General features: G+C 61.6%; 14 protein-coding genes. 13 read left to right on the forward strand and 1 reads right to left on the reverse strand.

The genetic code is table 11. The annotated features are described in order from the left end of the window. The first annotated feature begins 1 nt into the window (after position 1). Entirely contained in the window at positions 2-634 is a 633-nt protein-coding gene (locus Q7U49_RS14965; protein ID WP_304765443.1) for a nuclear transport factor 2 family protein, read from the forward strand. Between the two features lies 1 nt (position 635). Further along, positions 636-1694, forward strand: a complete 1059-nt coding sequence (locus Q7U49_RS14970) for an alkene reductase (RefSeq protein WP_304765446.1) — start codon at positions 636-638, stop codon at positions 1692-1694. 19 nt (positions 1695-1713) lie between these two features. Here Q7U49_RS14970 and Q7U49_RS14975 read toward each other — a convergent pair whose 3' ends face one another. Next, a complete protein-coding gene (locus Q7U49_RS14975) occupies positions 1714-2424 on the reverse strand; it encodes a pentapeptide repeat-containing protein (RefSeq protein ID WP_304765449.1) in 711 nt (236 codons plus the stop codon). Between the two features lie 155 nt (positions 2425-2579). On the opposite strand from Q7U49_RS14975, the gene Q7U49_RS14980 reads away from it, so the two are divergent. Genes Q7U49_RS14980 through Q7U49_RS15030 form a run of 11 tightly spaced genes read left to right on the forward strand, consistent with a single transcriptional unit; the run spans position 2580 to position 13942 of the window. After that, the gene (locus Q7U49_RS14980) at positions 2580-3479 is read left to right on the forward strand and encodes a VOC family protein (RefSeq protein ID WP_304765452.1); all 900 of its coding nucleotides are present in this window, start codon (positions 2580-2582) and stop codon (positions 3477-3479) included. A 6-nt stretch (positions 3480-3485) separates the two neighbouring features. Next, positions 3486-4364 carry a CoA transferase subunit A gene (locus tag Q7U49_RS14985; protein ID WP_304765455.1) on the forward strand — a complete coding sequence of 293 codons (879 nt, stop codon included), beginning with the start codon at positions 3486-3488 and terminating at the stop codon, positions 4362-4364. Between the two features lie 11 nt (positions 4365-4375). Then, complete coding sequence (locus Q7U49_RS14990; protein WP_304765458.1) at positions 4376-5140, forward strand: CoA-transferase subunit beta; 765 nt, start codon at positions 4376-4378, stop codon at positions 5138-5140. Between the two features lie 10 nt (positions 5141-5150). Then, positions 5151-6059 carry an enoyl-CoA hydratase gene (locus Q7U49_RS14995; protein ID WP_304765461.1) on the forward strand — a complete coding sequence of 303 codons (909 nt, stop codon included), beginning with the start codon at positions 5151-5153 and terminating at the stop codon, positions 6057-6059. Positions 6060-6094: 35 nt separating this feature from the next. Beyond that, on the forward strand, positions 6095-7183 hold the full coding sequence (locus tag Q7U49_RS15000) for a nitronate monooxygenase family protein (RefSeq protein ID WP_304765561.1): 1089 nt from the start codon (positions 6095-6097) through the stop codon (positions 7181-7183). Between the two features lie 24 nt (positions 7184-7207). Continuing rightward, complete coding sequence (locus tag Q7U49_RS15005; RefSeq protein WP_304765463.1) at positions 7208-7963, forward strand: enoyl-CoA hydratase family protein; 756 nt, start codon at positions 7208-7210, stop codon at positions 7961-7963. A 17-nt stretch (positions 7964-7980) separates the two neighbouring features. Beyond that, positions 7981-9141: an acyl-CoA dehydrogenase family protein gene (locus Q7U49_RS15010; protein WP_304765465.1), complete on the forward strand. Its 1161-nt coding sequence runs from the start codon at positions 7981-7983 to the stop codon at positions 9139-9141. A 13-nt stretch (positions 9142-9154) separates the two neighbouring features. Then, on the forward strand, positions 9155-10249 hold the full coding sequence (locus tag Q7U49_RS15015) for an acyl-CoA dehydrogenase family protein (protein WP_304765468.1): 1095 nt from the start codon (positions 9155-9157) through the stop codon (positions 10247-10249). Positions 10250-10253: 4 nt separating this feature from the next. Then, positions 10254-11417 carry an acetyl-CoA C-acetyltransferase gene (locus Q7U49_RS15020; RefSeq protein ID WP_304765471.1) on the forward strand — a complete coding sequence of 388 codons (1164 nt, stop codon included), beginning with the start codon at positions 10254-10256 and terminating at the stop codon, positions 11415-11417. 23 nt (positions 11418-11440) lie between these two features. Further along, entirely contained in the window at positions 11441-13006 is a 1566-nt protein-coding gene (locus Q7U49_RS15025) for an amidase (protein WP_304765474.1), read from the forward strand. A gap of 60 nt (positions 13007-13066) precedes the next feature. Continuing rightward, positions 13067-13942, forward strand: a complete 876-nt coding sequence (locus tag Q7U49_RS15030; RefSeq protein WP_304765477.1) for an SDR family oxidoreductase — start codon at positions 13067-13069, stop codon at positions 13940-13942. Positions 13943-13953 lie beyond the last annotated feature (11 nt).

The raw sequence follows: 13953 nt of genomic DNA on the forward strand, positions 1-13953 counted from the left end.
TATGACCTGGCCAAATTCCCTCGATCAACGTATTGACCGGCTGGAGTCGCTCGATGCGATTCGCCAGTTGGTTGGCAAGTATTCGCTGTCGCTTGACATGCGCGACATGGATGCCCATGTGAACCTGTTTGCACCGGACATCCGGGTTGGCCGTGACAAGGTCGGCCGTGCGCACTTCAAGGCTTGGCAGGATCAAACCCTGCGCGACCAGTTCACGGGCACCTCGCACCACCTGGGTCAGCACATCATCGAGTTCGCGGATGCGGACCACGCAACCGGCGTTGTCTACTCCAAAAACGAGCACGAATGTGGCCCTGAATGGGTCATCATGCAGATGCTGTATTGGGACGACTACGAGCGCATCGGGGGTGTCTGGTATTTCCGCCGGCGCCTGCCGTGTTACTGGTATGCCACCGATCTGAACAAGCCACCGATTGGCGACATGAAGTTGCGCTGGCCCGGGCGCGAACCCTACAGCGGCAGCTTTCACGACTTGTTTCCGAGCTGGAAGGAATTCTGGGCTGAGCGGCCTGACAAGGACCAACTGCCCCAGGTGGCAGCACCGGCGCCGCTTGAGCAATTTTTGATCACCATGCGGCGCGGCACAGCCGCACCCAAAATGCGGGTACGTTGAGATGAGCAAACTGTTTGAACCCCTGCAACTCGGCGAACTGCATCTCGCCAACCGGGTCGTGATGGCGCCCATGACGCGCAACCGCGCCGCAAGCGATGGCACACCGGGCCCGCTGATGGTCGACTATTACGGCCAGCGCGGTGACGCGGGGTTGATCGTCGCCGAGGGCACCTGGCCCAGCGCAGTGGGGCAGGCTTACTGCCGCCAGCCCGGTATCGTCACGCCAGCACAAATCGCCGGGTGGAGACAAGTCACGGATGCCGTGCACGCGCGCGGCGGTCTGATCGTGTTGCAGATCATGCACGGCGGGCGCATTGGCAGCCACCATATCAAGCCCGCCGGGGTTGAGACCGTGGCGCCGACGGCGCTCCAGGCCGCTGGGGAAATTGTGACCGACAGCGCGGGCCTGCAGCCCTATGACACTCCTCGTGCACTCGGCCTGCAGGAGATCGGGGCGATCGTGCAAGAGCATGCGCAAGCGGCGCGCCGTGCCCGCGAGGCCGGTTTTGACGGCGTCGAATTACACGGTACCAGCGGCTATCTGCCAATGCAGTTCCTGAGTTCTTCGACCAACCGGCGCACCGATGCTTACGGGGGTTCCGCGGAAAACCGGGCGCGTTTTGCCTTTGAATGCCTGCGTGAGATGGCGGCGGCGATAGGTGCGGGTCGTGTCGGTTTGCGACTGAATCCGGGCAACACCTACAACGACACCAGCGACGAAAACTCTGCGGCGACGCATGGTGAGTTGATGCGCCAGGCGGCCACGCTGGATCTGGCCTACCTGCATGTGATGCGCGCACCGGCAACGGACCTTGATGCCTTTGCACTGGCGCAAACCTATTTTGGCGATAGGCTGATCCTCAATGACGGCTTCGGTGCGGACAATGCCGAGGCTGCGTTGCAGGTGTATCCGAATGCTGCCTTGTCTTTTGCCAGGCACTTTATTGGCAATCCAGACCTGGTGACCCGCTTGCGCGCCGACCTGCCACTGGCGCGCTTTGATCGCAAGACGCTGTACACGCCTGGGGCAGCAGGCTACACAGACTATCCCTTGGCTTGATCGCCTAAATGACTGCGGCTCACGCCACGATGATGCCAAGTTCTGCAATCAGCTGCGCCGCCTGACGGTGCGAGAGGGTGGCGCCGCGGAACAGCTTGGCATCGATCAGCTTGAGGCCATCAAGCTTGGCTTCGCGCAGGTCAGCACCGTCAAAACGTGTCAACTTGAGCTGGGCATGGCGCAGGCTGCCACCCTCAAAGACCACGTCGCGAAAATCGCAGCCTGACAAGTCTGCCTCGGAGAAATCAAGCTGCCTGAGGTGCAATTTTCGGAACGACATCTTGCGCAAGTCGGCGCCAACGAGCAGGCTGTCCTCAAACGACAGTCCGAGGTGTGCCACTTCTTGAAAACTGGCACCGGTAAGCTTGCACGCCATGAACGAAGCCGATGACAGTCTGGCACGGCGCCATTGGCTGTTGTTGAGGTCGCAATGTTGGAAGCGTGCGTCGCTCAGGTTCGCAGCTTCAAAGTCGGCCTGGCGCGCGCGGCAGCCAAGCCATTGGGTCTGCGACAGGCCGGCCGCGTAAAGCGACGCCTCCACCAAAGAGCAGCTCCTGAATTCAAACCCGCTCAGTTCGAGCCGCGACAGGTCAGCGCTGTCAAAGTTGCAGCCATCAAACACCACGGCCCGCGGGTTTTGTGTCAGGAGCTCTTCCAGCGCTGCACGTGACAGCGTTTGGCCGCTGATGTGGTGCTTGCTGGCCTGAGGCGGTGCGTCTGTGGGGTTCATTTTTCTGGTCTCTGCTCGGTCACGGGCCTGGATTGTTGCACGCAGCGATCTTCAACGAGGGGTTGGCGTTAGTCTCAACGGACGATGCTTCTGCCGGTCGAAGTCAGGAAAATTCAGCTCACAAGCCTCAATGGGTGGGGCCAAGAAAGTAATCAATGATCGACATCCGCGGACTGGCTTATGTGGTGGCCGAAACCACTGACCTTGCAAAGTGGCAAACCTATGCCGAGGGCGTCCTCGGCATGATGACGGCGCCCTCACCCGACGGGGGCTTGTATGTGCGTATGGACGAGCGGCAGTTCCGCTTTGCCGTGCAGGTCGGCGCGCGTGATGCCTATGTTGCCTCGGGCTGGGAGGTGGCAAATCAGCCGGCATTCCAGGCTGCCCTGGATCATCTGGCTGACGCCGGTGTTGCAGTGGCGTTGGGTGATGCCGCCCTGTGCCGCCTGCGTTGCGCGCAGCAGGTGGCGAGTTTTCAGGACCCGTCGGGCAACTGCCATGAGCTGGTCTGGGGCTTCAAATCTGATTTTGTGCATTTCGCCTCGCCGGCCGGGGTTTCCCGTTTTGTGACCGGCAACATTGGCATGGGGCACACCGTGCTGCCTTCAGTTGATTTCAAGAAAACAGCCGATTTTTATCAGGATGTGATGGGTTTTGGCCTGTCGGACATCTACAACTTTCAGCCAGCAGGTGATGCCGGTCCTACCCTGCCGATTCACTTTTTCCATTGCAACAACGGGCGCCATCACAGCCTGGCGGTGGCTGGATTTCCGGTGGAGAGTGGTTGTGTGCATGTGATGGTGGAGGTGGAAAACATGCCCGAAGTCGGGCGAGCCATGGACCGTATGCAGCAGCACCAGGTGCTGCAGACCGCCACGCTGGGTCAGCACACCAACGACCGGGTGACCTCCTTCTACATGCGCAGCCCGTCGAACTTTGACATCGAGTTTGGCTACGGTGGCGCGGTGATCGACTGGCAGGAGCACATCACCCACGAGTTCACCCGCGTGAGTCTGTGGGGCCACGATTTCAGCATTGCACGCCCGAAGGCTTGAACGACCATGGCAAACAAACAGATGAGCGCGACCCAGGTGGTCGCCCAAATGAAAGACGGCATGACGGTGGGTATCGGTGGTTGGGGCCCCAGGCGCAAGCCGATGGCGCTGGTGCGCGAGATCCTGCGCAGTCCACTCAAGGACTTGACGGTGGTGGCTTATGGCGGCGCCGATGTGGGCATGTTGTGCGCTGCGGGCAAGGTCAAAAAACTGGTGTTCGCCTTCGTTTCGCTCGACTTCATCCCGCTGGAGCCTTATTTCCGCATGGCGCGCCAAAGTGGTGCGCTCGAGGTCATGGAGGTTGATGAGGGCCTGTTCATGCTGGGCCTGAAGGCGGCCGGCATGCGTGTGCCTTACATTCCCACGCGGGTTGGGCTGGGGACCGATGTGCTCAGGCGCAATCCCGGTCTCAAGCTGACCGGTTCACCCTATGACGACAAAGACTGGGTGGCGATGCCGGCTTTGCCGCTGGATGTGGCTTTGCTGCATGTGGACCGGGCTGATGTGCGTGGTGTCTGCCAGATCAAGGGGCCTGACCTGTACATGGATGACCTGTTCGCGCGCGCGGCCAGGCAGACTTTTGTCAGTTGCGACGAATTGGTTGACAGCAGCTATTTCGAGCAGGGGGACGAGGCGCGTTATGTGTTCTGGGAGCGTTCGCACACCAGCGGTGTCGTGCACATGCCCGGTGGTGCGCACCCGAGTTCCTGTGCGCCGCTGTACGGTTTTGATGCCAAGCACTTCAAGGACTACGTGGCCAGTGCCAAGGAGGCGGGTGGCTGGCAGCAGTATGTAGAGCAATACGTGAGCTGTGGCGAGCAGGCGTACCTGGCGCAATTGGGCGGGTTGGAGGCGGTGCGCAAGTTGCCACTGCCGGTGTTTTGATGGGAGCAGTCATGCGTGAAATTACATTGGTTGACCGGATCATTTGTGCTGCGGCGCAGGCCTGGAAAGACGACGGAGAAGTGCTCGCCACGGGCATTGGCATCGTGCCGCGGCTGGCGGCCTCGCTGTGTATGGCATCCATCAACACGGATTTGATGATGACCGATTCCGAGGCTTGGCTGGTGCGTGAGCCGGTGCCTGTGGGGCCGCGCGGCGCTTATGTGCCCAAGCGCGAGTCCTGGATGGGTTTTTCCAGAATTTTCGACAATGTCTGGAGTGGCAGACGCCACGCCATGGTGGGGCCAACCCAGATCGACCGCTTTGGTCAGGCCAACATCTCGATGATTGGCAGCGACTACGCCAAGCCCAAATCGATGATGCTGGGGGTGCGAGGTTTCCCGGGTAACTCCATCAACCATGCCAACTCTTTTTTTGTGCCGAACCACAGCCCCAAGGTGTTTGTGGCGGGCGAGGTCGACATGGTGGCGTCTGTGGGTTACAACCCGGCGCGCCTGGCCCGCGGCTGGAGTCTGGATGAGATCGATATCCGCCTGATCTTTTCCAACCTCGCCGTTATGGATTTTGGCGGACCCGAGCGTCAGGTTCGACTGGTGTCCTTGCATCCCGGGGTGACGGCGGCTCAGGTGCAAGACGCCACCGGCTTCGCGCTTTTCGTGCCAGACGCTGTGCCAGAGACCGCGGCACCGACCGAGGTGCAACTGGCCCTGCTGGACCGGCTGGATCCTCATAATGTGCGCGCCTCGGCGCTCGGCTGAGGTGTCGGCGATGAGCAGTCTTGACCCCGGCGATGGTTTTGTGGCGCGTGAGGATGCGTCGGTTTACGAGACCGCTGAGCCTGTGCTGTATGAAGTCATGGATGGCATTGCCATCCTGACCATGAACCGACCGGCGTTCAATAACGCGCAGAACTCGCAGATGACCTATGCGCTCGACGCCGGCTTCCGCCGTGCGGTGGATGACGACAGCGTCAAGGTCATCGTGTTGAAAGGTGCGGGTCGGCATTTCAGCGCCGGTCACGACATTGGCACGCCGGGCCGCGACATCAACAAATCCTTTGAGCGCCAGAGCCTGTGGTGGGACCACACCAACAAGCCCGACGCCGAGCAGCTTTTTGTGCGTGAGCAAGAGGTTTACCTGGCCATGTGCCGCCGTTGGCATGACCTGCCCAAGCCCACCATCGCCATGGTGCAGGGCGCCTGCGTGGCGGGCGGGCTCATGCTGGCCTGGGTTTGCGATCTGATCATTGCCAGCGACGACGCATTCTTTCAGGATCCGGTGGTGCGCATGGGTATCCCGGGGGTGGAGTATTTTGCCCACGCCCATGAGCTGAACCCACGCATCGCCAAGGAGTTTCTGTTTCTGGGGGATCGTATGAGTGCCGAGCGCGCTTACCAGATGGGCATGGTCAACCGGGTGTTCTCGCGTGAGCAACTTGAGGCGCAAACGCTGGACATTGCCGCGCGCATCGCGCAACAACCACGCCTGGGTCTGGCACTGACCAAGCAGGTGATCAACCGGGTCGAAGAGCTGCAAGGCTTGCGCACAACGATGGATTTGGCATTTGGGTACCACCATTTTGCCCACGCGCACAGCCAGGTGCTGGGCACGGGTGCGCTCGGTGGCCATGATGCCAAGACAATGGCACAAGCCAATAAAAAGGAAAACCAAGCGTGAGCATTGACTCTGATCCGAATAGCCCACTCCACGATATGTTGGGCGCCATTGCAGCCAAATCGGAACTGTACACCCCCCTTTGTGACCTGCTCGGGTGCAGGTACCCCATCGTCCAGACCGCCATGGGCTGGGTTGCTGGTTCGTCCTTGGTCGCGGCCACCACCAAGGCCGGTGGCTTTGGTTTTTTGGCTGGGGCCACCATTGCGGCGGACCGCATCGAAGATGAAATTCTGCGCGTCAAAGAGCTCACTGGGGACCAGCCTTTTGGCCTTAACTTTCACATGTTCCAGCCCAACGCGCAGCAATTGCTGGACCTGGCGGTCAAACACAAGCTGCGCGCGGTGAGTTATGGCCGCGGGCCTGACAAGAAGGTGATCGGCCGACTGCGCGATGCCGGGATCGTTTGCATGCCAACCGTCGGGGCACTCAAGCATGCTCAAAAAGCCATCGAGATGGGCGCCAACGTCATCACCATTCAGGGTGGGGAGGGTGGCGGCCACACCGGCTCGGTGCCGACCACGGTGCTGTTGCCCCAGGTGGTCGATGCGGTCAAGGTGCCGGTGGTGGCTGCAGGCGGGTTTTACGACGGCCGTGGGTTTGTGGCAGCGCTGGCTTTCGGGGCACAAGGCATTGCCATGGGCACGCGTTTCATGATGACACGTGATTCGGGCGTGCCCGAGGTGACATTGCAACGTTACCTGGCGACCAAAGATGCTGAAAAAATCCAGATTTCACACTTGGTGGACGGCATGCCGCAGCGCATGATCCCGAATGAATACCTGGCAATGCTGGAAAAAGCGTCGGCCTTCAAGCGCTTGCGCATCGCCCTGAGCCTGGCCTTGCAATGGAAGGCCCAAACCGGCATGACCCTGCAGCACGCCTTCAGTGTGTTGTGGCAGGCTTTTCGCGACGATGCGTCCAGCGTTGCACAGACGGTGATGGCTGCCAATGCACCGATGCTCCTGCAGCGTGCCATGGTCGACGGCAAGCCGGCCGAGGGCGTGATGTCTGCCGGCCAGGTGGCCGCGCTGATTGGCCGCCTGGACACCTGCCAAGAAGTGATTGACGGCATGGTGGCACTGGCCTGCGAGCGCCGCGCTGCCTTGAACATGATGACCGCCTGATCGGCACAAAGGAAACCTCACCCCATGACACAACAGTTTCATACCCAACTTCATGACAACGGTGTGGCCGAAATCGTGCTGGATCGCCCCCCCGTGAATGCGCTCAATGCCGCCGGTTGGTCTGGCCTGGCCGCTGAAATTGCAGCAATCGGCGAACGTCCGGACGTGCGTGTGATCGTCATTCGCGCCGAGGGCCGCGGTTTTTGTGCCGGCGTTGACATCAAGGAGCTGGCGGCCAATGACAAGCTGATCATTGATGTGAACGCCGGCAATTACGCCACTTTCAAGGCGGTTCACCTCAACAAGGTGCCGGTGATCGCCGCCGTGCAAGGCTTTGTTCTGGGTGGCGGCATTGGCATTTGTGGCGCGGCCGACATCGTGGTCGCGGCTGACGATGCCAGCTTTGGCTTGCCCGAGGTGGACCGGGGTGCCATGGGCGGCGCAGCGCACTTGCAGCGCATGTTTGGCGTACAGAAAACCCGCTACCTGTTTTTCACCGGCGACATGATTGGTGCCCCCGAGGCCTACCGTCTGGGCGCCATTGAGCGGGTGGTGCCGCGCGCCGAATTGCGCGATACGGCGCTGGCCATTGCCGCCAAAATCGCCGCCAAAAGTCCGGCCATGATCCGGATTGCCAAGGAAGCCCTGACCGGCATTGAAGACGGCAATCTCGAAGACAAATACCGCTGGGAGCAGGGCTTCACGCTGCAGGCCTACATGAGCCCGGACTCGGCTGAAACCCGTGATGCCTTCGTTGCGAAGCGCGACGCCAAGTTCTGATTGCAAAGGAATCCACCATGGAACTGAGTTATACCCCTGAGCAGCACGCCTTTCGCGCCGAGGTGCGCGATTGGTTACATGCCAACGTTCCCTCCGCGGCGTTTGCCAGTTATGACACCCGCGATGGCTTCGAGCAGCACCGCCAATGGGAGGCCCAGCTGGCCGATGCGGGGTGGAGCAGCGTCACCTGGCCCAAGGAACTGGGTGGGCGCGGTTGCAGCCTGACTGAGTGGCTGATTTTCGAAGAGGAATACTGGGCGGCCGATGCGCCGCAACGTGTCAACCAGAACGGCATCAATCTGCTGGGTCCGACCTTGATGGAGTTCGGCACGCCCGAGCAAAAAGCGCGCTTCCTGCCGCGCATGGCGCGTTGTGATGACATGTGGGCGCAGGGCTGGAGCGAACCCAATGCCGGTTCCGACATGGCCGCCATCACCAGTCGCGCGCTGCGCAGTGATGATGGTGAACACTATGTGCTTAACGGTCAGAAGACCTGGTCCACCCGTGCCCTGTTTGCCAATTGGTTGTTCGGCTTGTTCCGCAGCGACCCGGCGTCAAGTCGCCATCATGGCCTGAGCTATCTGATGGTGCCGCTGGATGCGCCAGGCATCACGATTCGGCCCATCCGCGCGCTCAATGGCAAGCAGGCCTTTGCCGAGGTGTTCTTTGACGATGTCAAGGTGGCTGCCAGCAATCGTGTGGGTGAGGAAGGCCAGGGCTGGCACGTGGCCATGGCCACGGCTGGGTTCGAGCGCGGCCTGCTGTTGCGCTCACCCGCGCGTTACCAGCGCAGTGCCCAGAAGCTGGTCGCGCTGTACCGCCGCCATCAGGCCAGCGCCGACCGTGACCCTTCCATCCGTGAAGCGGTGACGCGGGCCTGGATGGGCGCGCAGGCCTATACCCTGGCCACCTACCACACCGTGGGCCGCATGGCGCACGGCGCCACCATTGGTGCCGAGTCCAGCACCAACAAGATCTTCTGGTCGGAACTGGACTTGCAATTACACGAGACCGCCATGCGCATCCTGGGGCCCTACGCCGAGCTTTGTGACGACCCCGAGGCGCACGATTGGCTCGAAGGCTTCTTGTTTGCCCAGGCCGGCCCGATCTACGCTGGCAGCAACGAAATCCAGCGCAACATCATCGCCGAGCGTATGCTCGGTTTGCCCAAATCTTGAAGGGGGCCTGACCATGGACTTCACTTTCAGCGGCGACCAGATCGCCTTTCGCGACTCGGTGAGTCGTTTTCTGATGACCGAAGCGGCGCCGGAAATGCTGCGCGAGATTTGGGAAACCGACATTGGCCGTTCGCCCGAATTACGCGGCAAGATTGCGGCGCAGGGCCTGATGGGGCTTTCGGTGCCCGAAGCCGAAGGCGGCCTGGGCCTGAATGACATCGACTGGGCCCTGATGACCCAAGAACTGGGTTATTACGCCATTCCTGACTCTCTGGGCGATACCGCCTATGTGGCTGCCGGCCTGCTTTCGGGTCTGTCGGCAGAACACCCGCTACGCGCTACCTGGTTGCCACGCATTGTGGATGGCACCTGCCGGATTGCGGTCGGCCATCCGGTCAACCCCTATGTGGCGGATGCCCATCTGGCCGATTTGCTGTTGCTGGCAGAGGCCACGCCGAACGGACTGGCGTTGCATGCCGTGGCCGGGGATGCGGTCAACCTGACACCCTTGCGCAGCATCGACGCATCGCGTCGCCTGGCCCAAGTGGACTGGACCCCAAGCCCCCTCACCCTGGTGGCCGAAGGGGATGCCGGTCAGCTTCTGTGGGACGAAGCCCTGGAGCGCGGTGCCTTGTGCGTGGCTGGGCAGTTGATCGGTCTGGCGCAGCGTATGCTGGATTTGTCGGTGGACTATGTGGCCCAGCGCAAACAGTTTGGCAAGCCGATTGGTTCGTTTCAGGCCGTCAAGCACCACCTGGCGGATGTGGTGACCAAGATTGAATTTGCCAAGCCCGTGTTTTACCGTGCGGTCCATGCCCTGGCGCATGGCGAGGCTAATCTGGCAGCCTGGGTGTCCCACGCCAAACTGGCCTGCGCCGATGCCGCCTGGACTGCGGCCCGCAAGGGCATTCATGTTCATGGTGCCATGGGCTACACCTGGGAGGTGGACCTGCAGATGTTCATGAAGCGTGCCTGGGTGCTCGATGCCGCCTGGGGTGACCGCACCTTCCACCAGGCCCGCATGTCGGAATTTTTGCTGGGTGAGGCCAGCGCCAGCGTACCCGGACCTGGCGATGCCTTCGATTTCTCTTTGTCAACCGGAGCCTGAATTCATGGCCGAAGCTTATATTGTTGATGCCTTGCGTTCACCCACGGGCAAACGTAACGGCTCTCTTGCCCAAGTGCATGGTGCCGATCTGGGGGCCCACGTCATCCGCGCCATCGTCGGGCGCAACGCGATTCCCGCCGAAGATTACGACGACGTCATCTTTGGCTGTGTCGACACCATCGGCGCACTGGCCGGCGACATTGCGCGCACCGCCTGGCTGGCTGCCGGTATGCCCATGTGCGTGCCCGGCACCACCGTAGACCGCCAATGTGGCTCGTCCCAGCAGGCCGTCCATTTTGCCGCCCAAGCCGTCATGAGCGGCACTCAGGATGTGGTGCTGGCCGGTGGCGTGCAAACCATGAGCAGCATCCCGATTTCTTCGGCGATGCTGGCGGGGCAAGCCTTGGGCTTTACCACGCCATTTGCCGAAAGCAAGGGCTGGCAGGCGCGATTTGGCGATGCACCAGTGAACCAGTTTTATGCAGCGCAGCGCATTGCCGACCACTGGGGCCTGTCGCGCGAGGACATGGAACGATTTGCCAAAGAAAGCCACGACCGCGCGTTGCGGGCCATCACCGAGGGGCGTTTTGACCGTGAGATCGTGCCCTTTGCCTTGCCCGGTGGCGACTTCCGCATGGACGAAACCGCCCGCGCCAGCACGCTGGAAAAGCTGGCCACACTGACGCCGGTGGATCCAAACTATCCCAAAATAACGGCGGCGGTTTCCAGTTCCACATGTGACGCATCCTCGGCGGTGCTGGTGGTCTCAGAGGCTGCGCTTAAACGTTATCAATTGACACCACGCGCCCGCATTGCGCACCTGAGCGTGCGCGCCGATGACCCGATCTGGCACCTCACGGCCCCGATCAGCGCCACCGCCCACGCACTAAAAAAATCCGGCATGAAGCTCGAAGACATGGATCTGGTTGAGATCAACGAGGCCTTTGCTTCGGTGGTCATGGCCTGGCTCAAGGAAACCGGTTACTCACACGAACGCACCAACGTCAACGGCGGTGCCATCGCGCTGGGCCATCCGCTGGGTGCTTCTGGCACCAAACTCATGACCACCCTGCTGCATGAACTGGAGCGCACCGGTGGCCGATATGGCCTGCAAACCATGTGCGAAGGCGGCGGCCAGGCCAACGTCACCATCATCGAGCGGCTGTAACTATCAAACCATGAGGTAACACGATGGATAACAACGTGAATGACCTGGAGCGTCGCCTTTTTCTGAAGGGCGCAGCCGCCACTGCGGCGGCGGCAGCTCTTCCGGCCACAGCGGTGGGTGTGGCTTCAGACCATGCTGCACCTCAAGATGCGGTTGCCTTGGCTAGGCAAATGCGCCGTGGTGAGATCACACCACTGGAAGTCCTGGACAGGGTCATCACCCGTATCGAAGCCCTGCCCAAGCTCAATGCCGTGGTGCTGCGCGACTTTGAACTGGCCCGGGAACAGGCCAAAAAATCATCGGCCCTGGGCCGTGAGGCGCGCCAGCAAGCCGTGGCAGCAGCCCCCCTGTGGGGTGTGCCCTTTTTGCTCAAGGACTTGGGCCAGAGCATGCAAGGCACAGTCACCACCCATGGCTGTGCCTTCTTCAAGGGCGCAGTGGCCACGCATGACTCGACGCTGGTGCAGCGTTACAAGGCCGCCGGGCTCAATATTTTTGGCAAGACAGCGTCGCCAGAGTTCGGCATGACCACCACCACCGAATCCCGCCTCTATGGCCTCACGCCCAACCCCTGGAATGCCGAGTTCACCACCGGGGGGTCGTCTGGTGGTGCAGCGGCGGTGGTGGCCAGCGGCATTCTTCCGGTGGTGCATGCCAGCGATGGCGGCGGCTCCATCCGCATCCCGGCGGCGCACTGTGGTGTGTTTGGTCTCAAGCCCAGCCGTGGCCGCGTGCCTGCCGGCCCCGATGCGCTCGATGGTGCGGTGGGGCTGTCGGTGAACCATGTCATCAGCCGCAGCGTGCGCGACAGTGCGCTGCTGCTGGACCTGAGCGCGGGCCCGGAATGGGGCTCGCGCGTGCGCCCACCCATTGATGTAACTGGCAGCTATGTTCAGGCGCTGGCGCAGCCGGAGCGCCAGCTGCGTATTGCCGTCTGGCGCAAGAATTACTTCGGCGTTCCCGTTCACACCGATTGTCTGGCCGCGCTGGACAAGGCCATCAAGACCTGCGAGGCCCTGGGCCATGTGCTGGAAGAGGCCATGCCAGAGTTGCCGGTGCGAGACATCTACGCCGGCATGTCTGCGGGCATGGCGGCAGGCATGCAGAGCAGCATCGAACAGCGCGAAAAGTTGCTCGGCCGTGCCGTGCGTGAAGATGAAATGGAGCCGCTGAATTGGGCTACTTTGCAGGCGGCCAAAAAGACCACCGCCCAGCAGCTCTACCAGGCGCGTGCCGGCTTTGACAAGGCCGGGCAGTTGCTGGACAAATTTTTGAGCCAGTACGACTTGATCCTGACACCGACCACCGCCGTGCCGGCCCAGCGGCTTGGGGTGCTTCGGCTGGACCAGCCTTTCGAGAGTTATGCCGCGGAGGCGATGAAGTCGTCCGCGTTTACCTCGCTGTTCAATATCAGTGGGCATCCCGCCATGTCGGTGCCCATGCACTGGACGGCCGAAAAGCTGCCCGTGGGCGCTCATTTTGTGGCGCCTTATGGGCGCGAAGGACGTTTGCTTCGCCTGGCCGTCCAGTTGGAGCAAGCCGTGCCGTGGGCACAGCGCCTGCCTGACGTATCGATTTTTAAAGCGTAATTATTGCCGGCAGGCCTTGTTTTAAGCAGGGTGGCCGAGCAAGCAACTTAAGGGACTGAAATGGGTATTTGTGATAACCGAACCGTGATCATCACCGGCGCTGGCGGCGGCTTGGGCCGCGCCTACGCGCTGGCCTTTGCCGCCGAGGGCGCGAATGTTGTGGTCAACGACATTCGTCTGGACGCGGCGCAGGCCGTGGCCGACGAAGTGGCGGCAGCGGGTGGCCGCGCCATGGCCAACCACGGCGACATCACCAGCCTGGCTGGCGCGCAGGCCATTGTGGATTCGACACTGGCCACCTTTGGCGAAGTGCATGTGCTGGTCAACAATGCGGGCATTTTGCGCGACCGCATGTTCCTGTCCTTGTCGGAAGAGGACTGGGACATGGTAATGCGAGTGCACCTCAAGGGCCACTTTTGTCTGGCCAATGTGCTCGGTCGCCGCTGGCGCGATGCGGCCAAGTCAGGCAACATGGTCGATGCCCGCATCATCAACACCAGCTCCGGCGCGGGCTTACAAGGCTCCATTGGGCAAAGCAATTACGTGGCGGCCAAGGCGGGCATTGCCGGCCTGACGCTGGTGCAGGCCGCCGAGCTGGCGCGTTACGGCATCACCGTCAATTGCCTGGCGCCAGCGGCACGTACCGCCATGACCGAAGCCGGCATGCCCGACATGGTCAAGAAGCCGGAAAGCGGCTTTGACGTCTGGGATCCGCTGAATGTGGCCTCGATCGTAGTCTGGCTGGGCAGCCCGCTGTCGGCCCATGTCACAGGCCGTTGTTTTGAAGCCAAGGGCGGTGAACTGTCGGTGGCCGACGGCTGGCACACCGGCACGATCAACGACAAGGCTGCGCGCTGGTTGCCCGCCGAATTGACAGGTGTGGTCGACCAGCTTATCCGCGAGGCACGGCCCCCCCAAAAAGTGTACGGAACCTGAGATAGCGATGG

Origin of the sequence: Rhodoferax sp. (genome assembly GCF_030653815.1) — a bacterium.
GTDB lineage: Bacteria > Pseudomonadota > Gammaproteobacteria > Burkholderiales > Burkholderiaceae_C > Rhodoferax.